Genomic DNA, 26512 nt, shown 5'->3' with positions numbered 1-26512 from the left:
CGTCCTGCGGGACTGCGGCGTGCGCGGTCACTGGTAGTGCGCGAAGGCGGCGGCAGCCGCGGCGTGTCCGGTGCCACCGCGCAACGCGACGCCTAGCAGCAGGCGCGCCTTGAGCCCGGACAGCCATCCCGCCGGTATCAGGCCCAGGCGGAGCAGGTCGAGATCCGCGCGGGGCCGCCTGCGCGCCACGACGAGCCCGGTCGTGGAACGTGAGGCGAGCACCACCGGCATGCGCGCTGCGAGTTCGCCGAGCGGTCGCATGGCCTCCATCGGCACATTGCCCGCGCCCATGCCCTCGATGACCGCGCCGGCATAGCCGAGCATCGGCAGTGACCCGAGCCAGCGCCCATCGTCACCCATCGTCCAGCGCAGCAGGGCCACCTGGCGAGGCGGCCCGTCATAGGCCGGAAAGCACGGCAGGCGCGATACACGCGCCCAGAATCGCGGGCGTCCCTCGACGATGAGGCCGATCGGCCCGGCCAGCGGAGAGACGAACGAGGCTCCCTGCCGGGCGTGTGAAAGCTGGGCGAAGCGCGCCGCATGGATCTCATCCTTCGCCACCACCATCGTGCCCAGGCCGCGGGCTTCGGGCGCGGCCGCCACGGCGACGGCGACTGCCAGCCGCGCCGCCTGACGCGCGCCGAGCCCATTGCCACCGCAGCACATGGCCGCGACCACGACCGGGTTCTCGCTGCCTACCAGAAGGTCGAGGATGAAGGCCGATTCCTCGATGGTGTCCGCGCCATGCATCACCACCGCGCCGTCGCAGCCCGTGGCCAGCGCGTCCTCGATCCGCTGCGCGACGTCCACGAGATGCGCGGGTGAGAGCGAAGCGCTCGGCACGTGCAACAATGCGAATGAATCCACATCCGCGATGGCGGCGAAGGCCGGGACGGTCGCCGGCAAGACTACGGAACCCAGTGCCGCGCCAAGCTCCTCCGGCGGCATTCCGGTCTCCGCGCCACCGACCGAGATGATGAACAGGCGTGGACGCCTCATGGCTGCCGGCCGGCGAGGACGACGCCGGCCTGCACCGGCCGGGATGGTGCGCCGGGCCTGATGCCTGGCGGTCTCTCGGCCGGGGGCGTGAGGGCGCGGTGGACAGGCAGCACCAGATCCTCCGCCATCGCGGCAAGGCGCGCAGGCACGGCATGCACCGCGTCCGGGCCGTGCGGCCGCCCGGGCGGAAAGAAGCGATTCCCTTGACCCAAGCGCATGCTCGTTGTCCCGAAAGTCCGGGCGCCAGGAATTCCGTGCCTGGCGCCCGCCACCCCACCTGATGCGAAGCGGCCGCGGTCAACGGGCCAGCGAAACCTCGCCCATGACCCGCAGACCCTCCTGCTTGTTGAAGGTGTAGGCCTTCATCGCGCCGGCCGGCTGCTGGATCACGACCACGCCGCGACCCAGGTCGAGCCCGACGATCCGGCTGGCGGGTTCGCGGATCTGGAGTTCGTTGAGCAGCATCGACTCCAGCACGCCGCGTGGCGTGTTGCCTGGCGCCTGGGCGACACGCCGCTCCACCTCGCTGCGGAGGGCGGGGGACAATTCGCTGAGCTCGGCCTGCTGGAATTCGCGCGAGCCCATCGAGGTCTGCGCCAGGGACGGCAATGGCATCGCCACCACGGATGCAAGCGCGGCAGCCGCGAGCATCGGGCGTTGCAATGCGCGTCGCAGGTTCGTCGTCATGCGGTCTTCTCCTCTAGGTTAAATCCGTTGAAGTCGTCTCCTTCACTGGTGCCGGCGAGCCCGCCGACGCGGCGCGGAGCAACGCCTGCCGCTCGCACTCTAGCGATGGCCGACTGCGCGGCGATGGGTTCGGAGTCCCCGCATTGCGCTGCATATGCCAGCCGCGACACGCGCACCGTTCCGCCTTGTGCCAAGCGTCCCAGGACTGTGCCCAGCCTATCGCTCCTGCTCATCGGCGCGCGGCTTGGCTTATGGTGGCGTGCCGGTCGGCTGCGCCGTACGGCGATGCATGGCGGAGGTGGACATGGTGGAGACCATGATGATGCGGCCGCAGCGGAATGCCGGGCACGGCATTCCCCGAACCATCGAGATGGAACCGCACGACTGTCGCGACAGGCGATATGCCGGCATGCCCGCGAATGGCGCTCCGACAGTGGATCTGGCCGGGGTGCTGGAAGACCTCGCGCCCGCAGGGCACGGTGAAACACGCAACGGCATCTGGAAGCTCGGCCCTTTCGCGCTCTACCGTGTGGTCACGCATGCCGCGCGCTATCGCCGCTCCGCCGCGCAGATCAGCCGCGACCTTCTTGATGACTGGCTTGTCTGCGTCGCGACGCGGGGCATGCATGGCGTGCGCGGCGGCGATAGCCGCCTCACCGTTCCGCCGCTCGTACCGGTCATCCTCTCGCTCGGCGAGCCGTTCGAGACGGAGCTTTTCGGCGGCGAATGGCTTTGCCTCGTCATGCCGCGCGACAGCTGCCCCGAACTCGCTCCGGCGATCGATAGCTGCCGCGTTGCGCCGCTTGCCTCGGCGTCCGGCCGTATCCTGGGCGGCTTCCTGCAGCGGATCGCCGCCGAATTGCCGAATATGCGGGAGGCCGAGATTCCGCGCGCCGTTGAAGCAACGCGGGCGCTGGTGAGCGCAGCGGTCTCGGCCGGCACAACGCCGGGGCTCGTGGATGACGCGGTGGTGCGGGCGGCGCGGCTGGCCCGTGTGCGCGCCATCATCCGCCAGCACCTTCGGTCACCGGATCTCACACCCGAATTCCTGTGCCGGCTGGTGGGCATTTCGCGTTCCCGCCTCTATCGCCTGTTCGAGCCGGTTGGCGGCGTGGTGCGCGACATCCAGCGGGAGCGGCTGCGCCAGGCGCATCGGGCGATCGCCGATCCCACCGACGGCCGCACAATCCAGGTGATCAGCGAGGAACTCGGCTTCCTCGAGCCAACGACCTTCAGCCGCGCCTTCCGAAGGGAGTTCGGCTACGCACCTGGTGCACTGCGGCGCGTCGTGCCGCCTGAGCACCGTCCCCGACTGGAGGTCATGGCGCCGGCACTGACGATGTGAAGGCACGGTGTTCCGCCACGCTGCTTGCCGGCTGCATGGCTGTGCGTCGGACCCCATCGGCCGCCTGACATCGATGGAGCAACTTCGTGCCCAGTCGCAGACACCTGCTGGCCGCCATCGCGGCAACCACGACATTGTCCGCGCCGGCCATCCCGGTGCATGGCGCGACCGCGCGAACCCTGCGCTTCGTGCCGCAGGCGGACCTCGCGGTGCTCGATCCGCTGTTCACCACGGCCTATGTCGTGCGCAACCATGCCTTGATGATCTACGATACCCTCTATGGCCTCGACGCTTCGTTGAAGCCGTCGCCGCAGATGGTCGAGCGGCATCTGGTCGAGAATGAGGGCCGGCGCTGGACGTTCCGATTGCGTGAGGGCCTGCTGTTCCACGACGGCGAGCCGGTCCGCGCGCGGGACTGCGTTGCCTCGATCCGGCGCTGGTCGCAGCGGGACCCGCTGGGCCAACTCCTGGCGGTGCGAACGGACGAAATCGCGGCGACCGACGACCGCAGCTTCGTGATCCGCCTCTCCCGCCCCTTCGCGCCGATGCTCGATGCGCTTGGCAAGCTGGCGTCACCGATCTGCGCCATCATGCCGGAGCGTCTTGCACTGACCGAGCCCTCGCGCGTGGTCGCGGAGGTGGTTGGCTCGGGCCCCTTCCGGTTTCGCGGCGACCCGTGGGTGGCCGGCTCGCGCGCCGTTTACGAACGCTTCGCCGGATACCTCCCGCGTGAGGGCGGAACGCCGGAATGGACGGCTGGGCCGAAGGTCGTGCATTTCGACCGCGTCGAGTGGCACACCATCCCGGACCCATCCACCGCGGCGGCGGCGCTGCTGCGCGGTGAGGTGGACTGGGTCGAGCGGCCCGACTTCGATCTGCTGCCGGTATTGCGCCGCAGCCGCGACCTGATGATCGAGACGACGCCGGAACTCGGCAGCATCAGCATCTGCCGGCTGAACCATCTGCATCCACCCTTCGACAATCCGGCGATCCGTCGCGCCGTGCTGAGCGCGGTGAACCAGGCGGACTTCATGAATGCGGTGGCGGGCACCGAGCCCGGCTCATGGCAGGATGGCGTCGGCATCTGGCCGCCAGGCACGGCGCTCGCGAGCGATGCCGGCATGGAGGCGATCCGCGCACCGCGTGACATCGCAGGCGCCCGCGAGGCCATTCGCCAGGCCGGCTATCGCGGCGAGCGCGTGGTCTCGCTGGTCTCGACGGATTTTCCAGCGGGCAAGGCGGCGGGTGAGGTGGGTGCCGCGCTGTTCCGCCGCCTGGGGCTCAACCTCGACCATGTCGCGACGGACTGGGCCGCCGTGGTGCAGCGGCGCGCCAGCCGCGAGCCTGTCGAGCGCGGCGGCTGGTCCTGCTTCTACACCGGCTTCGCGACGCTCGACCTGCTGCATCCGGGCATTCACCAGCTGGTCCGGGGCAGCGGCGAGCGAGCCTGGTTCGGATGGCCTTCCATTCCGCGCATGGAGGCGCTTGCCGACGCATGGCTCGACGCCGCCGACCTTGCCGCGCAGCGGGTCATCGCAGCCGAGATGCAGCGCCTGGCTTTCGCCGAGGTGCCCTATCTTCCGCTCGGCCAGTACTTCCTGCCAACCGCCTACCGCCGATCGCTGACGGGCGTGCTGCGTGGGCCGCCGCTCTTCTGGAATGTGCGGCGCTGACGCAGCGCGGCGGCGTTACGGCAGGAACTGCCAGTTGAGGGTCAAGCCGAACAGCGCCTGGGTTGCGCTGCCGCGGCCATCGACGAGCGGGCTGTCGGCGGCGTCACCCAGGATCTGTCCGGCCTCCCCGAACGCCGTCAGGCTCCAGCGGGTATCGAGCTGCAGAGTCAGGCTCGCGGCAACGCCTGCGAACCAGTAATCCTGTGGCGCGAAGCGCTGATAGCCGCTGCGCCTGGATTGCTCCACATCGACGCCGAAATAGGTTTCGGCAAAATCCTCGCTGCCCCAACTCAACCGCGGGCCGGCGGTCAGGATGAGATCCGGTCGCAGGCGCAGCACCCGGTCGAGCCGGGCATCGGCGACGAGACCCGAATGGCCGCCGAAGCCCTGGCGCAGCTCCAGCGCGCCGCGCCAGTTCGGGTTGGCATAGCGCATGAAAAGGCCGCCCTCGCCGGCAGGGCGGATGTCGCCCATGCCGCGCAAGGCGTCGTTGTCGTCCTGGTCGCGCCCGAAGCGGGGCCGCAGCACGACGCCCATGGAGACAGGACCGTGGCGCAGGAGCGTGGCACCCAGGCCATCGCGCAGGGACAGGAACAGCGTGTCCTGCCGCCAGCGGATATCAGGGCTGAGGAGCGGCGAAAGGGTGTGGCTGTCGGAACCCAGATAGTCAGGCGAAAGCAGGGCGCCCGCGCCGACCGAGACGCGCCATTCGCCGCCGGCTGTCGAAGGTGGCGGCATCGCCTGCGGCGTGAGATCGGTCTGCGCCCTGGCAGGGGATTCGAAGGCCAGCACGGCTGCGACCAGCAGAGCAATCCTTGCGGCGGGAGGCCTTGTCCCGTTCCGCCGATCCCTCCCTGGCGAGAAGGATGATGGCCGCGCATCGGCAAACCGAGCTGCGGGGGGTGCACAACTCTGTCCCATCGAAATCTCCTCAGGCGGGTGCCGGGAAGACTAGTGATCCGCGCCAGGCGGGTGATGGGCGTCGCATCCGTCCGATGCACCGGATGTTCCAACACGGCGCAGGCTCCGACGCGTGAAGGCAGGCCGTCGCGCGCGGCTCGGCCTGGCCAGGGGGCGCGTCGGCCGATGATGGGACGGTTGGCATAGGCCTGAGACCCACGCCCATGCCACGCGCCGGAGCGCCGCCGTAGGTTCGTGATTGGCGATCGGGGCCGAGGCCCTCGCCAACCCGCTGCGGGGCTTCGGCCCGTCACAAGGAGAGAATGCCATGACCTTCCGATCCTCAAGACTGCGCCTCGCCGCATTTTCTGCGATCGCCGTCGCCATGGGCGCCGTCAGCGCACCGGGCGCCTCGGCGCAGCAGCGCAACTGTGTCGACGTCCTCGCAGGAATGAACGAGTTCTCCCGCTTCATCAGCGGTGTGATCCGCGCTCATGCCGTCGCCGATGTCCGCAATGCCCAAGCCATCACCATCTTCGCGCCGACCAATGATGCGCTGGCGGGTGGGGCACGCAGCGTTCTCATCGATCGGCTGTTTCCCATGGTGGACGGGATTCGCGAGTCCGATCCGGTTCTCGCACCGGCCGCGTTTCAGGCGCATGTGGTGCAGGGGCGCCATGACAGCGCCGCGCTTGGCCAGGCCGGCGAGCTGATGACGGAGGCTGGCACGCCGCTGCGGCTCAGCCGGGAGAATGGCGTGCTGTCGGTGGTGGTGAGGGGCGAGAGGATGGCACGCGTCACGCGCGCCGACATCCCGTGCTCCAACGGCGTGATCCACGCCATCGACGCGCCGCTGATCCGCTAGTGATGCTGCCTTTCGCGAGGCGGGCAGGGTTCGTACCACCGGCACGCGGATAGGACGGACGCGCGTGCCGGGCCTGCTGATGCGCCGGCGGCCATACCGGGCCGCCGGCTGCTACGCAGGGTGCAGCATGGACATGTCGGTGGATATGCTCGGGGCCCCGGCGTCACGGATGGCCCTTCGGACCACACCAGCGCCGCATCCAGCCGCCGGCACACCGCGGTCGCGGCCCTAGATGGCCTGGGTCTCGCGGGCGCTGAGCGTGCGCATCCTCTGTGCCATGCGTAGCTCGCGCGGCGGAATGCCGAAGGCACGGCGGAACATGCGGCTGAAGCTCGAAGCATCGAACAGCCCGCTCGCCTCTGCGATCTCGCCGATGCTGCGCGTATCGTTCGGGTCGGTCAGCGCCCGGTAGGCCGCGTTCAGACGCTCCCGCTGGATGAACAGCGCCACATCACCATAGGGTTCGAACAGCCGGTAGAGTTGCGAGCGCGCGATGCCGGCCACTTGGCAGATCCGCATCGGCCCGAGCCTGGCCGAGCCGAGATTGGCGCGAATGAAGCTGTGCACCTGCGCCAGCTGCACAGCCCCGAGGGGCGCCGCCGCCGCCTCCTGCCGCGCCGGGCATTCTGCTGCCGCAAGGGCGATCATCGCCCTGGTGGCTTCCGCCAAACGCTGTCCATCCGCGATCGTCATGCGGGGAAGCTGGTCCGCCAGCAGCAGAAGGTAGTCCCGTAGGAGAAGTCCGCTCGGCGTATCCAGAACCTGGCAGCCCGTTACTTCGGAGACGAGGGTGGAGGGCAGCTCCTCGCGCGGCGGATGCAAATGCGGCGAGCCAGAAGGGGCGGGTGCCGCGTCGCAAGGATGCCCCAGCGTGTGCCGCACGAGCTGACCGGACCACTTGCCGTCGCGCCGCAGGTTGCCTGCCGGGCGCTGGCAGGTTTCGGCCGGTGTCTCCGCCGCAGGCAGCGCCAGCCCGCCAAAGCGAAAGGTGACGGCGCTCACCTCGTAGCGATCGGGAAGGGTCCGGGGCGCGGCATGATCGACCAGCCCCAGGTTCATGTCACGCCAGGCGTCGAACTGAAGGCGCGCCGGCGGGTTCCGCGCGGGCTGGCGCGGCGGCTTCAGCAGGCGAGACCTCGCATTTCCCGATACTGGAGGATCAACTTTAAGTTGAAAAATATACTGCTGCTGGCCGGCAATTCTTGTAAACATTGGCGCCACCAATGAGCATTCGCATGTCCATTAACTGGGGCATGCCCGCTTCCGCAACAAGAAACATCGTCGCGAATATATTGTTTATCGAGGCGGTTCGGTCTTCGCGATAAATTATTCGGGCTGAATTTTTTGCCCGATGCGGGCCGGGTATTTGCACTTGCGTTCTTCCGGAGACGTGCGGGCAAGCGGCGGGACGGCCGGATAATGAACATCATGGGGGGGCAGCCTAAGGTCGGTGCACCTTGGAGCCGGGGGCCTCATGTCCGATGCCGTTATGACCGCGTCATCGACCGCCAGGCCGGCCGCATCTCTCGCCGGTTCGAATCTCGACCTGGATCTGATGGATATCGGGCAACTGGTCGCCGTGGATGCCGCCTGGCCGCTGCATCCCGGCTGCCTTCGCGCTGCTGCGGAAAGCGAGATCATCGAATGGGCGCGCCGCCAGCCCACGGAGGTGCCGCTCAATGTCACCGTGCGCCTGCCGCCCGATGCCATGGGCAGTGCCGACAAGGCGCGGCTGGGTGATGCGCTCGCAACGCATTTCGGCCTGCTGGCGGAGGCGCAGGAGCGCTCGGCGAAGGAGCACCTTTCCGATGCGCGGCGCAGCCTTGCCATCGGCTTGGCGATCCTCGCCGCCTGCCTGACGACCGCCTGGGTGCTGGTCGCCGACTTCCCCGAACGGCCCCTGACCCGCATCGCACGCGAAAGCATCGGCATCCTCGGCTGGGTGGCGATGTGGAAGCCGGTCGAGATGCTGCTGCATGACCGCCGCCCGATCCTGCGCCGCCTGCGCCTGCTGCGTCGGCTCGCGCAGGCCTCTGTGCGGGTTGTCCCGGCTGGGCCGCGGTGACCACCGAGCGCCGGAGGGCGTGATGCCTCGACGTGATCCCGCATTCGTGGACCTTGCCCTGCAGGGTGGCGGATCCCATGGCGCCTTCACCTGGGGTGTGGTCGATCGGCTGCTGGAGGAGCCGTGGCTGGAGGTGGAAGGCATTTCCGGCACCTCCGCCGGGGCGATGAACGCGGCCGTGCTGGCCAGCGGCTATGCCATCGGCGGCAGGCAGGGCGCGCGCGAGGCGCTCGCGGCGTTCTGGCGGCGCGTGTCCCGCAGCGCCACCTTCAGCCCGTTCCAGCGCGGCCCGGTGGATGTGATGCTCGGCCGCTGGACGCTCGACAATTCGCCGGCCTTCCTGATGATGGACCTGCTGGCCCGTATCCTCTCGCCCTATGACCTGCCAAGCGTCGCCGGCAACCCGCTGGCCGAGGTGCTGCGTGAGAGCGTGGACTTCGCAGCGCTCCGCGGCGGGCCGATCAAGGTCTTCGTCACCGCAACCAGCGTGAGCACCGGGCGTCCGCGGATCTTCCGCAACGCGGACCTCGGCATCGAGGCGCTGCTGGCCTCCGCCTGCCTGCCGCAGTTGTTCCAGGCGGTGGAGATCGAGGGCGAGCCCTACTGGGATGGCGGCTTCGCCGGCAACCCGACGCTGATGCCCCTGGTGACGGAGCTCGCCTCGGACGACACCATCCTGATCCCGATCAACCCGATCGAGCGCCCCGGCACGCCGCGCAGCGCGCGCGATATCCTGGACCGGGTGAACGAGATTTCCTTCAATGCGGTGGCGCTGAAGGAACTGAAGATGATGGCGCTGCTGCGCAAGGTCGCCGACCCTGGCAACAGCGAAGGCGCGGCCTGGGCCCGCATGCGGCTGCACATGGTACGGAACGAGGTCATGGCCGCGCTCGGCTATTCCTCGAAGCTCAACGCCGAATGGGCCTTCCTCGAATGGTTGCGCGAAGCGGGCAGGCGGGCGGCAGAGGATTTCCTGCGTGACCATGCGCGGGCCCTTGGCGTGCGATCCTCGCTCGATCTGGATGCAATGCTCGCGGGTGTGTAGGGCATCGCGTGCAGTCGCGCGGGCGTGGCTTCGGGACGTAGTGCGCATGGCCGGGACGTGCCGCTGATCAAGGAAGGCGGACGGATCGTTAGCTTTCCCCTGCCCATCAGTGCAGGGATTTCGAGCATGTCGAGTGTCTCGGGCGACGCGAAGCGGCCCTGCCTGTTGCTCGCCTTCGCGGCACTGGCCGCCTGCGGCGAGGCGCCGCCGCCCGCCGCGCCGGATCCGCGGCCGGTCCGCGTCGTCACGGTCGAATCGCGCGGCGACAGCACCACCGTTAGCCTGACCGGCACCATCCAGGCGCAGACCGAGGTCAATCTCGGATTTCGCATCGATGGACGCATGATCGAGCGGCTGGTGAATGTTGGCGACCGCGTGACGGCGGGGCAGGTGGTTGCCCGCCTCGACCGCACCAACGAGGAGAACGGGCTGCGCGCCGCGCGCGCCGCCCTGGTGGCCGCGCAGGCGCAGCTGGTGGAGACGGAGGCGAACTACGATCGTGCGCGCGAATTGCTGCGCAGCGGCTTCGGCACCAGGCAACGCTACGACCAGGCGGCGCAGCAGCGGCAGACCGCGCGCAGTGCGGTGGATTCGGCGCAGGCGCAGGTGAACATCGCCGAGAACCGGTTGAGCTATTCCGAGTTGCTGGCCGATGCGCCCGGCACCGTCACCGCCCGCGGCGCGGAGGCGGGCGAGGTGGTGGCGCCCGGCCGCATGATCGTGCGCCTTGCCCGGCAGGATGGCCTGGACGCGGTGTTCGACGTGCCGCCCGCGGTCATGGACCGCGCGCCGCCGGGGGTGATCGTCGCCGTGGCGCTGACGCTCGACCCCGTCACCCGCGCGACCGGTCGCGTGCGGGAAGTCTCGCCCAGCGCCGACCCGGTGACCGGCACCTTCCGCGTGCGCATCGGGCTGGAGGATCCGCCCGCCGGGCTGCGGCTTGGTTCCACCGTCACCGGCCGGATGGAACTGCAGGGCGGAGCGGGCTACGCCATCCCGGCCAGCGCCCTGACCCGCCAGGGCAGTGCCGCTGCCGTATGGGTGGTGGACACGGCAAGCCGGACCGTCGCGCTGCGCCCCGTGGAGATCCTGCGGCATGACCCGGCGCGCGCCATCATCGGCTCGGGATTGGCAGCCGGCGATGTCGTCGTGACCGCCGGCGTGCAGGTCCTGCGCCCTGGGCAGCAGGTTCGGCTGCTGGACGCCCAACCATGATCGGGCCGAACCTGTCCGAGTGGTCGATCCGGCGGCCGCAGCTTCTCGCCTACTTCATGCTGGTCGCCGTCATCGCCGGCAGCATCGTGTTCTTCCGCCTCGGCCGGAACGAGGACCCGGCCTTCACCTTCCGCGCCATGGTGGTGCAGGCCGCCTGGCCCGGCGCCACCATCGAGGAGACGCTGGCCCAGGTGACGGAGCGGCTGGAGCGGACCCTGCAGGAGACTCCCAACCTCGACCGGCTGCGCAGCTACACCGTCGCGGGGCAGACCACGATCTTCGTGGAACTGAAAGGCTCCACCCCGCCGGAGGTGGTGCCGGACATGTGGTACGAGGTGCGCAAGCGCATCGGCGACATGCGCCATACCCTGCCGCAGGGCGTGGTCGGCCCCGGCTTCGACGATGATTTCGGCGACACCTTCGGCATCATCTTCGGCTTCACCGCGGACGGCTTCAGCCAACGCGAGTTGCGCGACTACGTCGAGGCCATCCGCTCGCGCCTGCTGCGCGTGCCGGACGTCACCAAGGTCGAGATCCTTGGCGCGCAGGATGAGGTCGTGTTCGTCGAATTCTCGCTGGAGCGGCTCGCCGGGCTTGGGCTGAACTACCCGTCGCTGATCGCCGCGCTGCAGGCACAGAATGCGGTGCAGCCGGCCGGCCTGGTGCAGACCGGCGACGAGAGGCTTTCGGTGCGCGTCTCCGGTGCCTTCCAGGACGAGGCGGACCTTGCCAAGATTTCCTTCGTCGCCGGCGACCGCCTGGTGCGGCTGACCGATATCGCGGAGACCGCCGCGCCTATGCCGATCCGCCGCAACCGATGTTCCGGGTGAACGGACGGCCCGCCATAGGCCTCGCCATCGCAATGGGCGCCGGGGGCGACATCCTGGCGTTGGGCGAAAACCTGCGGCGCGAGATGCAGGCAATCCAGGCCGACCTGCCCATCGGCATCGAGCCCTACCTGGTGGCGGATCAGGCCCAGACGGTGGACACCGCGATCGGCGAATTCACGGAAAGCCTGTGGCAAGCCATCCTGATCATCATGGCCGTCAGCTTCGTCGCCCTGGGCGTGCGCGCTGGCGCGGTGGTGGCGCTTTCCATCCCGCTGACCCTTGCCATCGTCTTCCCGCTGATGCTGCTGGCCGGCATCGACCTGCAGCGCATCTCGCTCGGCGCGCTGATCATCGCGCTGACCCTGCTGGTCGATGACGCGATGACCACCATCGACGCCATGATCCGGCGGCTTTCGCTCGGCGACGGCAAGGCGCAGGCGGCCACCTTCGCCTACAAGACACTGGCGGCACCGATGCTGACCGGCACGCTGGTGACGATCGCCGGATTCATCCCGATCGGCTTCGCCGCCAGTTCGGCGGGCGAGTACACCTTTTCCATCTTCGCCGTGGTCGGCCTGGCGCTGGTCGTCTCCTGGCTTGTCGCGGTACTGTTCGCGCCGCTGCTCGGCATGGCCATCCTGAAGGCGCCGAAGCAGGCGGCCGGCGTGGCGGCAGCGCCGCCTGGCGCCTTGCTGCGCGGCTATGCGGCCTTCCTGACCATGGCGATCCGGCTGCGCTGGGTGACCATCGCCGTCGCCATCGCGGCCTTCCTCGTCTCGCTCTATGCCCTGCGCTTCGTGCCGCAGCAGTTCTTCCCTTCCTCCGACAGGCCGGAGCTGCTGGTGGACCTGACACTGCCCCAGAACGCCTCGATCCATGCCAGCCTGACAGCGGTGGAGCGGCTGGATGCGGCGCTGGCGAAGGACCCGGACGTGGCGCATTGGAGCAGCTATGTCGGCCGCGGCGCGATCCGCTTCTACCTGCCGTTGAATGCGCAGCTGCCGAACCCCTTCTTCGCCCAGGCCGTCGTGGTGGCGAAGGACCCGGAGGTGCGCGAAGCGCTGCAACGCCGGCTGGAAGCCCTGCTGGCCGAGCAGTTCCCGACAGCCATCGCCCGCGTATCGCCACTCGAGCTCGGGCCCCCGGTCGGCTGGCCGGTGCAATACCGCGTCGTCGGCCCTGACATCGAGACCATCCGCGCCGTGGCGCTGGAGGTGGCGCAGGAAGTGGCCGCCAGCGCCGGGACGCGCAATGTGAGCTTCGACTGGATCGAGCCGGCCCGCCAGCTGCGCGTCGTCGTGGATCAGGAACAGGCGCGCCAGCTCGGCCTGTCCTCCACCGCGATCGCCGGCACCTTGAACGCAGCCATCACCGGCACGGTCATCACCCAGATCCGCGACGACATCTACCTGGTCAGCGTGCGGGCGCGTGCCACCGCCGCGGAGCGGCTCTCGCTGGATACGCTGGAGACCATGCAGGTGCCGATTCCCGGCGGCCGCACCGTCGCCCTCGGCCAGTTCGCCACCTTCGAGCACGGCCAGGAATATCCGCTGATCTGGCGTCGCGACCGTGTTGCCGCCCTGACCGTGCAGGCCGATGTGCGCCCCGGCGTGCTGCCCGAGACGGTGGTGGCGGAGGTGACGCCGCGCATCGCCGCGATCAACGCGAGGCTGCCCGCCGGCACCCGGATCGAGATCGGCGGCATTGCGGAGGAAAGCGCCAAGAGCCGCGATTCCGTCATCGCCGTGGTGCCGGTCATGATCGTCGTGATGCTGACCGTGCTGATGTTCCAGTTGCAGAGCTTCGCGCGGCTTGCCCTGGTGGTCGCGATCCTGCCGCTCGGCCTGATCGGCGTGGTGCTGGCGCTGCTGGTGTTCAACCGGCCGCTCGGCTTCGTCGCCATCCTCGGCATCCTTGCCCTGCTCGGCATGATCGCCAAGAACGGCGTCATCCTGATCGTGCAGATCGACCAGGACCGGGCCGATGGCATGGCCCTGCGGGATGCGGTGCTGGCGGCCGCCACGTCGCGCCTGCGGCCGATGATGCTGACGGCGCTTTCCACCGTGCTGGGCCTGATCCCGATCGCGCCGACGGTGTTCTGGGGGCCGATGGCCTTCGCCATCATGGGGGGGCTGCTGGTGGCCACCCTGCTGACGCTGATCGTGCTGCCGGCGCTGTATGTGACGGTGCTGGAGCGGCGTGGCGCAGCGCCGGAACCGAGCCCTGTCCTGGCCGTCAACGAGGGCTGAGCGCTGCGGCCAGGCCGGGACAGGGATGCGCTGCGGGCGGCGGGCGGCGGGCCAGCACCTCACGCGGGGTGCAGCCGAATTCGCGGCGGAAGGCGCGGGTGAAGCTGGAGGCGTCGAAGAACCCGACCGCGTCCTTGATCAGGCTGATCGAACTCGGCCCATCTGCGCGCGCCAGTTCGGCATAGGCCCGGCGCAGCCGGCGCAACTGGATGACGCGAGAGACGCCGCCGGTCGGCGCAAAGCAGCGATACAGCTCGGAGCGGGAGAGGCCGGTTTGCCGCACCAGCTTTGCCGGCGACAACTCCGGATCGCCCAGCGCGGCGTCCACGAGCGCGATCACCCGCGCCCGCCTTGCGGCCTCGAGCTGCAGGCGGCCGGAGGTCGGCTGCATCTCATCATCGAGCAGGCATGCCGCGAGCATGGAGGACAGCGCGGCTTCCAGGCGCGGTGCCTCCCGGGCCGCGAACTGGTCCGCGGAGGCAGTGATGCGCGGCAGCATCCCGGCCAGCATGCGTGCCGCCGGGCTCAGCACCGGCACCGCGCGCGGCGCCGCGAAGACTGAGGCGAGCTGCGGCAGGCACTGCGGCTGGATGAACACGGCGAGCCATCGGCCGCCGAGATCGCGCAGCCCGATTCCCTGCGAAAGCGAGCCGAGCCAGATCGCCGCGGTCGGGCGCTCCGTCTCGCCGATGTGCAACGCCACCACCCAATGGTCCAGCCCATCCCGCAGGCCCTGGCTGCGCGGCCTGCGATAGTTGGCGGGTGCCGCCTGCATGTCCAGCAGGACGTGTCGGCCGAGCCGGCGCAGCGTGGCCTGGCCGATGAAGCCCTCGGCACCGTCGCACCTCGCCGTCACATGCACCGCTGGTTGCCAGAAGGCGCGCCATGCATCCAGGCGGATTGCCGGCGGCAGGTCGCGCGTATCCACCGAGAATCGCCCCGCCCCTTCGGCGCCGGGACCGTCGCCCCGGACCGGATCTCGCAGATCGGTCGCGCCAGGGTCGGGCATATCTGCGGTTCACTCTCGCCAACGCCTGCCCCTGCCTTATCGCGAAGCCGCCGGGCGTTCCAGCTTCCTCGCGCGCCAAGGAACGCGAGGTTCAGCGCGGGGACGCCGCGCCCATCCCTTGCGCCACGCGCCTTGGTACCGGTTGCGACGCAGGCCGCAGGGCCCTGCCCGGGCCCGTGGGAGTACAGATGATGTCCCTGAAATCTATGCGGGCGGCGCGCCGCCTCACACCCGATACCGGCCTCGGCATCGCCCTGGCCGCAGCCGCCGTGGCCCAACCCGCGCGCGAATTCGAGTGCGCCGAGGTCGAGTGCCGCGCCACCGGCGGCAAGACGCCGCGCGGCGTGCCGGAGACCATCCTGCTGAACAATCTGCAGCTGCGGCTGCCGGCGGCCGAAGTGGTCGCGGTGGACATCCCGAAGTCCACGGTCGTCCACAGGACGCCCGGCGGCGCGCTGCGCACAGCGCGGCTCAACCCGGCGAACCTTACGGTCGTCGAGTAGAGCCCGCCCGCGGCGCGGCATGCCCCCCTCTCACCGCGCCGCGGTCACCTTCGCCCGCATGCCATCGACAGGAGCATTCACATGGCAGACCTGCTCGTCATCGCCTTCCCGACCGAAGCGCAGGCGGAGGAGGCGCGTTCGCGCATCCTGGCCATGCAGCGCGAATACCTGATTGCGGTCGGCGATGCCGCCGTCGCGCTGCGGCGCCCCGATGGTGGCATCAAGCTCAACCAGATCCTGCAGCCGACGGCGGCGGGTGCGGCGAGCGGCGCGCTCTGGGGCTCGCTGATCGGTCTGCTGTTCCTCAACCCGCTGGCGGGCGCCGCGCTTGGCGCGGCGACGGGTGCCGTTGCCGGCCGGTTGAGCGATGTCGGCATCAACGACACCTTCATGAAGGAGGTGGCGCAGACGCTGCAGTCGGGTGAGGCCGCGCTGTTCCTGCTGGTGCGGAAGATGACGGCGGACCGCGTCATGGCGGGGCTGCAGGGCATGGGTGGGCGCATCATGAGCAGCTCCTTCGACGAGACGAAGGAAGACATGCTGCGCACGGCACTCGGCGGCGTGGAGGCCGAGCGCGGCGCGGCATGAGCGCCTCGGTTCCGCTGCAGCGGACGGAGTGCACAGAGGCGGGACGCGCCGCCGTGGGACCGCGCAGCGCCCGTCTCTAACGTGGCCATACCGGCAGGACCTGGTGCAGCGACATGCGCGCCCGACCGCCACAACGGCAGGCAGGAAACCCATGAGCGAACTCGACCGCGTGCTGGCGCAAATCGACCGGGATATGGACGGCGCCCTGGAACGGCTGTTCGCCGTGCTGCGCATCAAATCCATCTCCACGGACCCCGCCTTCGCCGGCGACTGCGCCGCGAATGCGGAATGGCACGCCGAGGATCTTCGCGCGATCGGGTTCGATGCTGCGGCGCGATCCACGCCGGGGCACCCGATCGTCGTCGCGCATGACCGCAACGCCAGCGGACCCTCGGCGCTGTTCTACGGCCATTACGACGTTCAGCCGGTGGACCCGCTGGACCTGTGGGACCGCGACCCATTTGATCCGGTGGTCGAGACGCAGGCCGACGGCACGAAGGTGATCCGCGGCCGGGGCAGCGCCGATGACAAGGGGCAGCTGATGGCCTTCGTCGAGGCCTGCCGCGCCTGGAAGGCGGTGACGGGAAAGCTGCCGATTCCGCTGACGATCCTGCTGGAAGGCGAGGAGGAATCCGGCGGTGTCAATCTGCCGGGCTTTCTCGATGCCAATCAGGACGAGCTGAAGGCCGATATCGGGCTGATCTGCGACACCAACATGTGGGATGCGACGACACCCGCGATCGTCACCATGCTGCGCGGCCTGTGCGGCGAGGAGGTGATCATCCACGGCGCCGATCGCGACCTGCATTCGGGCTTCTACGGCATGGCCGCAGCCAACCCCAACCGCATTCTCGCGAGGATCCTCGCGGCGCTCTACGACGACCAGGGCCGCGTCACGTTGCCTGGCTTCTACGACGGCGTGCCGGAACTGCCCGGGCAACTGCGTGAGCAATGGGGCACGCTCGGCTTCACGGCGGAGAAGTTCCTGGGTGTCGTCGGGCTGTCCGTGCCGGCCGGCGAGAAGGGCCGCGACGCGCTGGAGATGGTCTGGTCGCGCCCGTCCTGCGAGATCAACGGCATGGGCGGTGGCTACCAGGGCGAAGGCTTCAAGACCGTCATTCCCGCCCAGGCCTCCGCCAAGATCTCCTTCCGCCTGGTGTTCGACCAGGACCCGCACAGGATCCGCGAGGCATTCCGCGCCCATGTCCGCGCTCGTCTGCCGGCTGATTGCCGCGCGGAGTTCATCGAGCACGGCTCCGGCCGTGCGATCCGCTTCCCCGATACGGACCCTGCCTTCGCGAAGGCGCGCAAGGCATTGAGCGACGAATGGGGCAAGCCCGCGGTGTTCATCGGCTCCGGCGGCTCCATACCGGTGACGCATATGCTGAAGACGTCGCTCGGCATGGATGTCGTGCTGGCGGGCTTCGGGCTGGAGGATGACCGCATCCACAGCCCGAACGAGAAATACAACCTGGTCAGCTTCCAGAAGGGCATCCGGTCCTGGGCGCGCATCCTGGGAGCATTGTCGTCATGAGCGCGATCCATCCGCCGCCGGCGACGCTCGAGGACAAGACGGTGATGCAGCGCCTGCTCGACACCGTCGAGCGCATTGGCAACCGCGTGCCGCATCCGGTGATGATCTTCGTCTACCTGATCGTCTTCGTGGTCATCCTGTCGGCGCTGCTGGCGGCCTTCGGCGCGCGGGTCACCTACCAGGCCTACAATCCTGCAACGGGCGACATCGAGCCAGCGACGACGGCCGCACGCAGCCTGCTGACCATCGACGGCCTCCGCTTCATGTTCACCGGGGTGGTGCCGAACTTCATGGGCTTCAACGCGGTCGGCGTCATCATCGTGGCGATGGTCGGCGTCGGCGTTGCGGAGGAAGCCGGCCTGGTCAAGGCGCTGATCCGCAAGCTGGTGATCGTCGCTCCGCCCAAGGCGCTGACCTACATCCTGGTCTTCGTCGGCATCGTCTCCTCCATTGCCGCCGATGCCGGATACCTCGTGCTGATCCCGCTTGCCGCGGCGGCCTTCCTCAGCGTCGGCCGGCATCCGCTGGCCGGCCTTGCCATGGGCTTTGCCGCCGTCGCCTCGGCCTTCATGGTCAATGTGCTGATCGTGCCCGTCGACGGTATTCTGACGGAGATCACCAACGATGCGGCGCGTCTGGTGAACCCGAATGTCTCGATCGACCTGGCGGCGAATGTCTGGTTCTCCATCGCCTCCGTCGCCATGCTGACGGTGCTGATCGGGTTGGTGACGGAGCGTGTGATCGAGCCACGTCTCGGCGCCTATGTGGGCGACTACCACGTCCCGGGCGAGAACGTGCTGTCGGACGACGAATACAAGGGCCTGCGCGCCGCGGGCCTGGGCTTCATCGGCGTGATGGTGCTCATCGGGTTGCTGGTGCTGCCGCCCGGCGCTCCGCTGCGCAATCCGGAAACCGGCGCCATCATCGGGGCCTCGCCGTTCATGGGCAGCCTGATCGTCTCCATCGCGCTGATCTTCCTGGTCTGCGGTATCGCCTACGGCCGCGCGGCGGGCACCATGAGCAGCGCGGCGGAGGCGATCGCCGCAATCCAGAAATCCATCGGCGCGCTGGCGGGGCTGATCCTGCTGCTGCTGGTGATCAGCCAGTTCATCGCCATCTTCAACTACTCGAACATGGCGACGCTGGCGGCGGTTTCCCTGGCCGAGTTTCTCGGCGGGCTCAACATGCCGACCGTGGTGCTGCTGGTCGGCTTCGTCATCGCCGTCTTCGGCATCGACCTCATCATCACCGCGGCAATCGCGAAATGGGCGATCTTCGCGCCGGTCTTCGTGCCGCTGCTGATGCAGCTCGGCGTCGAGCCGGAGACGGTGCTGGCGGCCTATCGCGTCGGCGACAGCCCGATGAATTCCATCACGCCGCTCAACGCCTATTTCGCCATGATCGTGACCTTCGCGATCAGATACCAGAAGGACGCCGGCGTCGGCACGGTGATCGCGCTGATGCTGCCCTATGTCATCGCGATCTCCGTGGTCTGGACCATGCTGCTGGCGGCCTGGTACCTCCTCGGCCTGCCCTGGGGCCTTTAGACGATGAGTAACATCGCATTGATGGCGGCCATCATCCTGGCCGCCATCATCCTCTTCGTCTGGAACCGCATTCCGGTCATCATCGTGGCGATGGGCGTCGGGCTCGCGCTCTACGCGACCGGGCTGGTCACGTTGAACCAGGCCCTGTCAGGCTTCGGTGATCCGGCGGTGATGTTCATCGCCACGCTGTTCGTCATCAGCGCCGCGCTGGACCGCACCGGGGTGACTGCCTGGGCCGGACAGATGCTGATTCGCGGCGCCGGCGAGGAAAGTCGCACGCGGCTGCTGGTGCTGATCGCCCTGCTGGTGGCACTGCTGACCGCGCTGATCAGCGTGAACGGCGCGGTTGCGGCGCTGCTGCCGGTGGTGATGGTGATGGCGCTGCGGCTGCGGCGCAAGCCGTCGCAGTTGCTGATGCCGCTGGTCTTCTCGGCGCATGCCGGCTCGCTGCTTGCGCTGACCGGCACGCCGGTGAACGTCCTGGTCAGCGAGGCGGCGGCCGATGCCGGGATGCGTGCCATCGGCTTCTTCGAATTCACCATCGTCGGCATTCCCCTGCTGCTGGGCACGATCGCGATCACGGTGCTGTTTGGCGAGAGGCTTCTGCCGCATCGCGCCGGTGAGACGATGAGCGTGGATTTCGGCCGCCATGCCACCACGCTGGTCGAGCAGTACGGTCTGCAGAAGGGCCTGTTCCGGCTGCGCCTGCGCGCCACCTCGCCACTTGTCGGCCAGCAGCCCTCGGCCCTCGATGCTCCGTCCTGGCAGGGCCTTCGCCTCGTCGCGATCCATGATGGCGAGAGCGGTGACCGCCTTCGGCGCGAGACGTTGGCGGAGGGCGACTTCCTGCTGGTCTCCGGCGATGGCGAGGAAGCGGCGCAGCTTGCAGCATCCCATCACCTTGCCTTCCGGCTCGAGAATAGTGACGTCGAACTCCGCGACAGCCTGTTCAACCGCAGCTCGGGCCTGGCCGAGGTAATGATCCCGCCGCGCTCGGAGATGATCGGCCAGACCGCCTTCCAGGGCATGGTGACCGAGAGTGGCGACCTTGTCGTCATCGCCATCCAGCGTGGCGGAATGGATGCCGGGGTGGAGCCGGTGACGCTGCAGGCGGGCGACACCATGCTGCTGCAGGGCAGCTGGAAGGCGCTCGACGTCCGCCTCGCGGATCCGCAGGTGCTGGTGGTGAATTCGCCGGAGCTTGTGCGCCGTCAGGCCGTGCCGCTCGGCATCGGGGCCTGGGGTGCGATCGGCGTGCTTGCCGCGATGGTCTTCTTCCTGGCAACCGGCCTGCTTCCGGCTGCGGTTGCCGGCATTCTGGGCAGCTTCGCACTGGTGCTGCTGCGCATCCTGAATGTGGAGCAATGCTACCGCGCGATCGACTGGACCACCGTGATCCTGGTGGCGGCGATGATGCCGCTGTCCACCGCCATGGTGCAGACCGGGGCTGCGGAGATGATGGCAGACGGGCTGGTGGCCATGGCCGCCGGCGGCAGCCCCACCATCCTGCTCGCGGGACTGTTCATCCTGACCGCGGTGCTCGGCCAGTTGATCAGCAACACGGCCACCGCGCTGATCATCATTCCGGTCGGCGTCGCCGCTGCGAGCGCGATGGACGTCTCCCCATTGCCGGTGCTGATGACGATCGCGGTGGCCGCAGCCGCCGCCTTCCTGACGCCAATCGCCACGCCGACCAACCTGATGGTCATGCGGCCCGGTGGCTACGCCTTCGGCGAGTACTGGAAGTTCGGCCTGCCGATGATGATCTGGTTCTTCATCGTGGGCGTCTTCATCGTTCCCCTCGTCTGGCGCTTCTGAACGATGGCACGCATCGCAGCTGCAGGCATCCACATTGCGGCTGTGGTGGTCGCCCTGCCGGCCGCGCCCCAGATGCCGCCGGCGCGCCCGGCCGACCCGGCAGGCACCTATGTCTTCCTGCTCGAGAACGACACCTTCTCGGGCCGGGATCGCTTCTACACGAACGGCTTCCTCTTCGCCTGGGGCTCGCCATCCTACAATCCGCCGGACTGGTTGGCGGGGCTGACGGACCGTCCCTCCCTGCTGTTCCCGTCCGGCGGCACCGCCCGCTGGGGCATCGCCTTCGGGCAGAAGAAGTTCACGCCGGAGGACACGCGGGCGCGCAACCCTGATCCCAACGATCGGCCCTATGCCGGCTGGCTCTACGGTGCGGTGACGCTGATCTCCTACACGCCGCGGGAGTTCGGCAGCCTCGAGTTGCAGCTCGGCACGGTCGGGCCGGCCGCGTTGGGCGAGCAGGTGCAGAACAACACGCATGATCTGTTCAACATCGAACGTGCCCTGGGCTGGGACGCGCAGATCAAGGATGAGCCCGGCCTCAACCTGGTACTGAACCGGCAGTGGCGGCTCAACCAGCCACTTGGCGCGAGCGGGCTTCAGTATGGGTTCGTGCCGAGCCTTGCAGCGAGCCTTGGCAATGTGCAGACCTATGCAGCCGCAGGGCTGATGCTGCGCGTCGGCACGGAGCTGGATGCGGATTTCGGCCCGCCGCGCGCCCGGCCGGTCTCGGCCGGATCGGTGTTCTTCCAGCCGATTGAACGCTGGGGCTGGTACGGCTTCGCGGCCGTCGAGGGCAGGGCCGTCGCCCGCGACATCACGCTGGATGGCAACACCTGGCGGGACAGCCGCAGCGTGGATCGCGAGGTGCTGGTCGGTGATGCCAGCCTCGGCTTCGCGGTGCTGTTCCCACGCGCGCGCCTCACCTTCACCTATACGATGCGCAGCAAGGAGTTCGAGACGCAGCGCGAGGGATCGCAATTCGGATCGGTCAGCCTTGCGGTGCGTTTCTGAGTGCTGCGACAGGGACGCCAGGCATAGTCGCGCGACATGCCGCCGATGTGCCGACGGGCGCGATGCGGCGAAGTGTGGCCGCGCCGCCCACGGCAAGCGTTGGGGGACGGGGGACCTGGTTTCGATGAAGAGCTTGACCGCGGGATTGCTGCTGGCGTCAGCCGTCGCAGGGGCTGCCGCCGCGCAGACAGGGCCGGTTCAAACCGGCCCGCTGACCGAACTCTGCGCATCGTCCGATGCGGTGGCCGTCGCCTATTGTCGTGGCTTCCTCGTCGGTGCCGGGCAGTACCACGAGGCCAGCACTGCGCGCGGCGGCCTTACGCCAATCTTCTGCCTCGGCGAAGCGACGCCCACGGTGGAGCAGGCGCAGGCCGCCTTCGTCGCCTGGTCGCGCGCCAATCCGCAGCACGCGGGGGATCGTGCGATCGACGGCGTGATGCGGTGGGCCACCGCAGCCTATCCCTGCCCGACGCCCGCGGTCCCGCAACCCGCCTCACGAAGGAGCCCACGATGATCCGCAAGCTTCCCCTGGCGCTGGGCGCCGCCGCGCTCCTCGGCCTCACGGCTTGCGCCGATCTCGACTCAGGCACGCAGCGCACCATGACCGGTGGCCTGGCCGGAGCCGGCGCTGGAGCACTGATCGGCTCCTTCTCGGGAAATGCGGGGCTTGGCGCGGCGATCGGCGCCGGGCTCGGCGCCGGCGGTGGCTTCGTCTACGACCGTCACGTCCGCGCGCGTGACCGGGCCTTCGAGGAGGGTGTCCAGGCGGGCCGTGCGCAGCGCTGAGTTGGCCCCCAAGGAGCGCGGTGTCCTACGGGCCCGCGTCGCCGGCGAACAAGGCCGGGTCAGCGCGACTTGACCAGGCCGGAGAAGCCGGCGACGGCGAGCAGGCTGAGTGCCCAGCCGATCAGCGACTGGAAGTAGAAGAAGGCCATCACCACGGCGCCACCGCGCTGCGATGAATCCGGCCGCCAATATGCCTTCTGGCCAACCTCCAGAACGGGAAACAGCGTCTCCAGCGAGAACATCCACGGGTTGAAGGCGGGATAGCCGGATGCCTCGAACTGATCCTTGAAGCAGTCGAGCTGCGTCTGCCCCGCTGCCGCCAGCCCGTTCATCTCCTGACGGGTCGTAATGAGAAAGCGGGCCTGGCTGTGATCCAGTCCGCATAGAGTCCATTCCAGCGAGCGCAGCACCACCGGGCTGTTCGGCATGATCGCCCGGATGCGTTCGGCATGCTGGAACGCGCCAACGCCCATCAGCCAGAAGAAGAACAGCCAGGCGAAGACGAGCAGGGGCTGCCGCCCGTACAGCAAGGTGACGGCCAGAACCCCATCGGTGACGCCGAGCAGGAAGCGCAAGGCGCGATTCGGCGCTCGCCGGCGCCGGGCACTGCGCTGCAGTCGCTCCTTGGCGATGAGAACGCGGCGGGCATCCTCGTCATGGCCGAGGTCGCGGAAGACCTTGGCCAACTGCTCATAGGGCTGCGGCCAGAAATCCTCGCCCCATCGCTCCGGATCCTGCAGCGCCAGCCAGCCGATGCGGGTCCGGGCATCAACGGGTCCTTCGACAATTGCCTGGTACTGGCAGCGGTTCAACAGCAGATCGCCCGTTGTCGGCCAGGCCGCGATCGTGTCGTGGATCGTGCCGATCGTGGCACCGGTCAGGTCGAGCACGCCGGAGACCCTGGCCCGCCCGTTCAGCAACAAGACGCCGGTTACCACGGCGTTGTTGAGCTCCAGGGCCACCTTTGCGGCATTGCTCAGCATGGCGTTCTGCAGGATGAGGTCGCTGCCGATCCTGGCACTGACGAGGCGCAGCGTGCCCTCGACGCGCGCAGCCCGCAGCACCACATCGCCGCGTGTCTCGACAGCGCCGGCATCGATTGCCGGCTTGTCGTCGCTGGTGACACGAAGATTGAAGGCGTCCAGGTCTCCCGAGAGCCTTGCCCCTGACAGGCGAATGCTTCCGGCAATGACGGCACCGCGCAGGAGAACGCTGCTGGCGTCGAGATCCTCGGCCTGGATGGCGTGATCCCCCGTCGCGTCGATAACGATGCCGTTGCAGTCGAGGTTGCCGCCGATGCGCCCTCCCTCCACCAGGACTTCGCCGGCAATCACGGCGCCGCGCAGCGAAATTGTTCCACGCGCCTCGATCCGTTCGGCGCGGAGGCCCGGCAGGATCGAGCCGTCCAGGAACACGCTGTCGAGTATCGCGGAACGCAGGATCGGCGCGGCGTCGAAGCGGCATTTCTTCAACCCGATATCACGGGGAATGCGGCAGCCTTCCAGATCGAGCGTACCGGTAACCCATGCGCCCTGGACTCGAATGCCCTTCTCATGGGGCCGCGCACCCTCCTCGCCGCCGAGCAGCAGGAACCGCAGAAGATCCGCGCGAACCGCCCGCGTCGCATCCTCCGCCTCCGGCAGGGATCCTGCAGCCTCGCTGCCAAGCCTGTCGAAGTCGCCGCTGCGAAGGGTGGCGATCATCTCCTGCTCGGCCGGGAGCAGTGGATGAAAATCTGCGAGACAGAATCCCATCGTTCACCGGATCCCTTGCTGCAAGCCGGACCGCTTCGGAAGCAGGTCGCAAAGACAAGAATCAGACTGGCCTGCAATCAAGCCAGAAATGCGGCCTGTCTGGCTGACGGCCGTGCGACCTGCTCACGCTGGTACCGTTGCCGTTGTCCCGGCTAGGGAAATCGCGCCCGCGATGCGTGTCGGTCCCAGGCGGATCAGTCGCGCGCCTTCGGTTCTCGCTCCTCCCGCGATCCGGGCAGCACGGAGGCGAAGACCTGCCGCGCCGTGTTCATCACGACGCTGCCAAGCTCTGGCTCTCCGAACATCGACGACATCAGCGCGCGCGCCTGCTTCAGCGTGATGTGTGGCGGCAGCGGCGGCACGTTGGGGTCGGTGTAGAATTCCACCAGCGTCGGCTGGTCGGCGCTGAAGGCGGCGACCCAGGCGGGAGCGACATCCTCCGGCCGATCGACGAAGATGCCGCGCAGGCCGAGCATCTCGGCCAGCTTGTGATACGGCAGGTCAGGTAGCGACTGGCTGCCGAGGAATTTCGGATCGCCCGCCATCACCCGCTGTTCCCAGGTCACCTGGTTCAGATCCCGGTTGTTCAGCACCAGCACGACCAGCCGCGGGTCGGCCCATTCGCGCCAGTATTTGGCGATGGTGATCAGTCCGTTGAGCCCGTTCATCTGCATCGCGCCATCACCGCAGATTGCGAGCACCGGACGATCCGGATGGGCGAATTTCGCCGCGATGGCATAGGGCACGCCGGATCCCATGGTCGCCAGCCCGCCGGATAGCGTGCCCATCATGCCGCGCCGCAGCTTCACGTCGCGCGCGTACCAGTTGGTGTGCGACCCGGAGTCACCCGCGATGATGCAGCGATCCGGCAGGCGCGGCGACAGGTCCCAGAACACGCGCTGCGGATTAAGCGGCTCCGCCGGCTGCATCGCGCGGTCCTCCAGCGTCTTCCACCACTTGGCGACCTTGCCCTCGATCCGCTCGCGCCAGCTGCGGTCGGTCTTCTGCTGCAGCAGCGGAAGCAACGCGTCCAGCGTGCCGCGGCTGTCGCCGACCAGGTTCACCTCCATCGGGTAGCGCAGCGACAGCATGGCCGGATCCACGTCGATCTGCACGCCACGCGCCTGGCCTTCCTTCGGCAGGAATTCGGAGTAGGGAAAGCCGCTGCCGACCATCAGCAGCGTGTCGCACTCGGTCATCATGTCCCAGCTCGGCCCGGTGCCGAGCAGGCCGATGGAGCCGGTGACGAAGGGCAGGTCATCCGGCACCGCCGCCTTGCCGAGCAGCGCCTTGGCGACGCCCGCGCCAAGCCGATCGGCGACCGCGATGATCTCGTCCGTCGCATGCAGCGCGCCGGCGCCGACCAGGATGGCGACCTTCGATCCGGCATTGAGCACATCGGCCGCACGCTGGCCCTCGGCCTGCGTCGGGATCACCACCGGCCGGGCGTAGCCCAGGCCGGAATGGACCGTGCCGTGCTTGCGCTCGGGCTGCTCCACCGCATCCAGTTCCTGCAGGTCGTTCGGCAGGATCAGGCAGGTGACGCGCCGGTTCGCCATGGCGATGCGCATCCCGCGATCCACCAGATGGCGGATCTGCGCCGGAACGCTGGCCTGCTGCACGAAGGCGCCGGCGACATCCTTGAACAGGCTCGGCAGGTCGACTTCCTGCTGGTAATGGCCACCCATCGCCGCGCGCGCCTGCTGGCCGACGATGGCGAGCACCGGCATGTGGTCCAGCCGGGCATCATACAGGCCGTTCAGCAGGTGGATGGCGCCGGGGCCGGAGGTGGCGAGGCAGACGCCGACCTCGCCGGTATATTTCGCATGCGCACAGGCCATGAAGGCGGCCATCTCCTCGTGCCGGACCTGTACGAAATCCAGCCGGTCCTTGGCGCGATCCAGCGCGCCGACCAACCCGTTGATGCCGTCGCCTGGGTAGCCGAACACGCGACGGACGCCCCAGGCATGCAGCCTGTCCCACAGGAAGTCGCTGACCGTCATTGCCATGATGGAGTCTCCCTCGCTCCGCCCGGAGCCTGGATAATGGCTGCGCCTGCCGTCCCGCCGGGTCAGGTCGCAACGCCCGT

Annotated in this window: 23 protein-coding genes; 16 read left to right on the top strand and 7 right to left on the bottom strand. The window is 68.6% G+C overall.

The window, feature by feature from the left end:
* Positions 1-27 precede the first annotated feature (27 nt).
* Positions 28-999 (bottom strand): asparaginase domain-containing protein, encoded by a 972-nt coding sequence (locus HB662_RS04450; protein ID WP_280863886.1) that lies wholly within the window; start codon positions 997-999, stop codon positions 28-30.
* A 297-nt stretch (positions 1000-1296) separates the two neighbouring features.
* Positions 1297-1686 (bottom strand): hypothetical protein, encoded by a 390-nt coding sequence (locus HB662_RS04445; protein ID WP_168047498.1) that lies wholly within the window; start codon positions 1684-1686, stop codon positions 1297-1299.
* Positions 1687-1990: 304 nt separating this feature from the next.
* Between HB662_RS04445 and HB662_RS04440 the strand changes: the two genes are divergently transcribed.
* Together HB662_RS04440 and HB662_RS04435 are read left to right on the top strand one after the other, a co-directional pair.
* A complete protein-coding gene (locus HB662_RS04440; RefSeq protein ID WP_168047497.1) occupies positions 1991-3031 on the top strand; it encodes a helix-turn-helix domain-containing protein in 1041 nt (346 codons plus the stop codon).
* Positions 3032-3117: 86 nt separating this feature from the next.
* The gene (locus HB662_RS04435) at positions 3118-4704 is read left to right on the top strand and encodes an ABC transporter substrate-binding protein (protein ID WP_168047495.1); all 1587 of its coding nucleotides are present in this window, start codon (positions 3118-3120) and stop codon (positions 4702-4704) included.
* Between the two features lie 15 nt (positions 4705-4719).
* Here HB662_RS04435 and HB662_RS04430 read toward each other — a convergent pair whose 3' ends face one another.
* Complete coding sequence (locus HB662_RS04430) at positions 4720-5496, bottom strand: MipA/OmpV family protein (protein ID WP_168047493.1); 777 nt, start codon at positions 5494-5496, stop codon at positions 4720-4722.
* 436 nt (positions 5497-5932) lie between these two features.
* On the opposite strand from HB662_RS04430, the gene HB662_RS04425 reads away from it, so the two are divergent.
* Complete coding sequence (locus tag HB662_RS04425) at positions 5933-6469, top strand: fasciclin domain-containing protein (protein ID WP_168047491.1); 537 nt, start codon at positions 5933-5935, stop codon at positions 6467-6469.
* A gap of 228 nt (positions 6470-6697) precedes the next feature.
* On the opposite strand, the gene HB662_RS04420 is transcribed toward HB662_RS04425, so the two are convergent.
* Positions 6698-7528, bottom strand: a complete 831-nt coding sequence (locus HB662_RS04420; RefSeq protein WP_168047489.1) for a helix-turn-helix domain-containing protein — start codon at positions 7526-7528, stop codon at positions 6698-6700.
* Between the two features lie 415 nt (positions 7529-7943).
* Between HB662_RS04420 and HB662_RS04415 the strand changes: the two genes are divergently transcribed.
* From HB662_RS04415 to HB662_RS04400, 5 genes are all read left to right on the top strand, one after another.
* Positions 7944-8534: a hypothetical protein gene (locus HB662_RS04415; protein ID WP_168047487.1), complete on the top strand. Its 591-nt coding sequence runs from the start codon at positions 7944-7946 to the stop codon at positions 8532-8534.
* Between the two features lie 22 nt (positions 8535-8556).
* Positions 8557-9579 carry a patatin-like phospholipase family protein gene (locus HB662_RS04410; protein ID WP_168047485.1) on the top strand — a complete coding sequence of 341 codons (1023 nt, stop codon included), beginning with the start codon at positions 8557-8559 and terminating at the stop codon, positions 9577-9579.
* Between the two features lie 126 nt (positions 9580-9705).
* Complete coding sequence (locus HB662_RS04405) at positions 9706-10794, top strand: efflux RND transporter periplasmic adaptor subunit (protein ID WP_168047483.1); 1089 nt, start codon at positions 9706-9708, stop codon at positions 10792-10794.
* A complete protein-coding gene (locus HB662_RS29905) occupies positions 10791-11624 on the top strand; it encodes an efflux RND transporter permease subunit (RefSeq protein WP_342449438.1) in 834 nt (277 codons plus the stop codon). Before HB662_RS04405 ends, HB662_RS29905 begins: the two co-directional genes overlap by 4 nt.
* Complete coding sequence (locus tag HB662_RS04400) at positions 11621-13873, top strand: efflux RND transporter permease subunit (protein ID WP_342449437.1); 2253 nt, start codon at positions 11621-11623, stop codon at positions 13871-13873. Before HB662_RS29905 ends, HB662_RS04400 begins: the two co-directional genes overlap by 4 nt.
* Here HB662_RS04400 and HB662_RS04395 read toward each other — a convergent pair.
* Entirely contained in the window at positions 13860-14882 is a 1023-nt protein-coding gene (locus HB662_RS04395; RefSeq protein WP_168047481.1) for a helix-turn-helix domain-containing protein, read from the bottom strand. The two genes, HB662_RS04400 and HB662_RS04395, sit on opposite strands and share 14 nt — an antisense overlap.
* A 188-nt stretch (positions 14883-15070) precedes the next feature.
* Here HB662_RS04395 and HB662_RS04390 point away from each other — a divergent pair, with 188 nt between their 5' ends.
* The 8 genes from HB662_RS04390 to HB662_RS29620 all read left to right on the top strand — a co-directional run bounded on the left by HB662_RS04390 (position 15071) and on the right by HB662_RS29620 (position 22669).
* The gene (locus HB662_RS04390) at positions 15071-15385 is read left to right on the top strand and encodes a hypothetical protein (RefSeq protein ID WP_168047479.1); all 315 of its coding nucleotides are present in this window, start codon (positions 15071-15073) and stop codon (positions 15383-15385) included.
* Positions 15386-15466: 81 nt separating this feature from the next.
* Positions 15467-15973: a DUF1269 domain-containing protein gene (locus HB662_RS04385; protein WP_168047477.1), complete on the top strand. Its 507-nt coding sequence runs from the start codon at positions 15467-15469 to the stop codon at positions 15971-15973.
* Positions 15974-16124: 151 nt separating this feature from the next.
* On the top strand, positions 16125-17507 hold the full coding sequence (locus HB662_RS04380; RefSeq protein ID WP_168047475.1) for a M20/M25/M40 family metallo-hydrolase: 1383 nt from the start codon (positions 16125-16127) through the stop codon (positions 17505-17507).
* Complete coding sequence (locus tag HB662_RS04375; RefSeq protein ID WP_209443081.1) at positions 17504-19054, top strand: AbgT family transporter; 1551 nt, start codon at positions 17504-17506, stop codon at positions 19052-19054. Before HB662_RS04380 ends, HB662_RS04375 begins: the two co-directional genes overlap by 4 nt.
* Positions 19055-19057: 3 nt before the next feature.
* Entirely contained in the window at positions 19058-20872 is a 1815-nt protein-coding gene (locus HB662_RS04370) for an SLC13 family permease (RefSeq protein WP_168047473.1), read from the top strand.
* A gap of 3 nt (positions 20873-20875) precedes the next feature.
* On the top strand, positions 20876-21883 hold the full coding sequence (locus HB662_RS04365) for a lipid A deacylase LpxR family protein (protein WP_245185396.1): 1008 nt from the start codon (positions 20876-20878) through the stop codon (positions 21881-21883).
* A gap of 124 nt (positions 21884-22007) precedes the next feature.
* On the top strand, positions 22008-22397 hold the full coding sequence (locus HB662_RS04360; protein WP_168047471.1) for a Rap1a/Tai family immunity protein: 390 nt from the start codon (positions 22008-22010) through the stop codon (positions 22395-22397).
* Positions 22394-22669, top strand: a complete 276-nt coding sequence (locus HB662_RS29620; protein WP_168047469.1) for a glycine zipper domain-containing protein — start codon at positions 22394-22396, stop codon at positions 22667-22669. The genes HB662_RS04360 and HB662_RS29620 overlap by 4 nt, the downstream gene beginning before the upstream one ends.
* 59 nt (positions 22670-22728) lie before the next feature.
* Here HB662_RS29620 and HB662_RS04350 read toward each other — a convergent pair whose 3' ends face one another.
* On the bottom strand, positions 22729-24372 hold the full coding sequence (locus HB662_RS04350; protein ID WP_209443080.1) for a bactofilin family protein: 1644 nt from the start codon (positions 24370-24372) through the stop codon (positions 22729-22731).
* 245 nt (positions 24373-24617) lie between these two features.
* Positions 24618-26426: a thiamine pyrophosphate-requiring protein gene (locus HB662_RS04345; RefSeq protein WP_209443114.1), complete on the bottom strand. Its 1809-nt coding sequence runs from the start codon at positions 26424-26426 to the stop codon at positions 24618-24620.
* Between the last annotated feature and the right edge of the window lie 86 nt (positions 26427-26512).

It is taken from the genome of Falsiroseomonas frigidaquae, assembly GCF_012163145.1.
In the GTDB taxonomy this organism is placed as follows: Bacteria; Pseudomonadota; Alphaproteobacteria; order Acetobacterales; family Acetobacteraceae; genus Falsiroseomonas; species Falsiroseomonas frigidaquae.
Note: the sequence above shows the minus strand (reverse complement) of the source record. Positions and strands in the feature narration are given on the sequence as shown.

Excerpts from the sequence above, each read along its gene's own strand:
- HB662_RS04450 (WP_280863886.1), bottom strand. The coding sequence starts at position 999 with ATGAGGCGTCCACGCCTGTTCATCATCTCGGTCGGTGGCGCGGAGACC.
- HB662_RS04445 (WP_168047498.1), bottom strand. The coding sequence starts at position 1,686 with ATGACGACGAACCTGCGACGCGCATTGCAACGCCCGATGCTCGCGGCT.
- HB662_RS04440 (WP_168047497.1), top strand. The coding sequence starts at position 1,991 with ATGGTGGAGACCATGATGATGCGGCCGCAGCGGAATGCCGGGCACGGC.
- HB662_RS04425 (WP_168047491.1), top strand. The coding sequence starts at position 5,933 with ATGACCTTCCGATCCTCAAGACTGCGCCTCGCCGCATTTTCTGCGATC.
- HB662_RS04420 (WP_168047489.1), bottom strand. The coding sequence starts at position 7,528 with ATGAACCTGGGGCTGGTCGATCATGCCGCGCCCCGGACCCTTCCCGAT.
- HB662_RS04415 (WP_168047487.1), top strand. The coding sequence starts at position 7,944 with ATGTCCGATGCCGTTATGACCGCGTCATCGACCGCCAGGCCGGCCGCA.
- HB662_RS04410 (WP_168047485.1), top strand. The coding sequence starts at position 8,557 with ATGCCTCGACGTGATCCCGCATTCGTGGACCTTGCCCTGCAGGGTGGC.
- HB662_RS04405 (WP_168047483.1), top strand. The coding sequence starts at position 9,706 with ATGTCGAGTGTCTCGGGCGACGCGAAGCGGCCCTGCCTGTTGCTCGCC.
- HB662_RS29905 (WP_342449438.1), top strand. The coding sequence starts at position 10,791 with ATGATCGGGCCGAACCTGTCCGAGTGGTCGATCCGGCGGCCGCAGCTT.
- HB662_RS04395 (WP_168047481.1), bottom strand. The coding sequence starts at position 14,882 with ATGCCCGACCCTGGCGCGACCGATCTGCGAGATCCGGTCCGGGGCGAC.
- HB662_RS04390 (WP_168047479.1), top strand. The coding sequence starts at position 15,071 with ATGATGTCCCTGAAATCTATGCGGGCGGCGCGCCGCCTCACACCCGAT.
- HB662_RS04385 (WP_168047477.1), top strand. The coding sequence starts at position 15,467 with ATGGCAGACCTGCTCGTCATCGCCTTCCCGACCGAAGCGCAGGCGGAG.
- HB662_RS04380 (WP_168047475.1), top strand. The coding sequence starts at position 16,125 with ATGAGCGAACTCGACCGCGTGCTGGCGCAAATCGACCGGGATATGGAC.
- HB662_RS04375 (WP_209443081.1), top strand. The coding sequence starts at position 17,504 with ATGAGCGCGATCCATCCGCCGCCGGCGACGCTCGAGGACAAGACGGTG.
- HB662_RS04370 (WP_168047473.1), top strand. The coding sequence starts at position 19,058 with ATGAGTAACATCGCATTGATGGCGGCCATCATCCTGGCCGCCATCATC.
- HB662_RS04365 (WP_245185396.1), top strand. The coding sequence starts at position 20,876 with ATGGCACGCATCGCAGCTGCAGGCATCCACATTGCGGCTGTGGTGGTC.
- HB662_RS04360 (WP_168047471.1), top strand. The coding sequence starts at position 22,008 with ATGAAGAGCTTGACCGCGGGATTGCTGCTGGCGTCAGCCGTCGCAGGG.
- HB662_RS29620 (WP_168047469.1), top strand. The coding sequence starts at position 22,394 with ATGATCCGCAAGCTTCCCCTGGCGCTGGGCGCCGCCGCGCTCCTCGGC.
- HB662_RS04350 (WP_209443080.1), bottom strand. The coding sequence starts at position 24,372 with ATGATCGCCACCCTTCGCAGCGGCGACTTCGACAGGCTTGGCAGCGAG.
- HB662_RS04345 (WP_209443114.1), bottom strand. The coding sequence starts at position 26,426 with ATGACGGTCAGCGACTTCCTGTGGGACAGGCTGCATGCCTGGGGCGTC.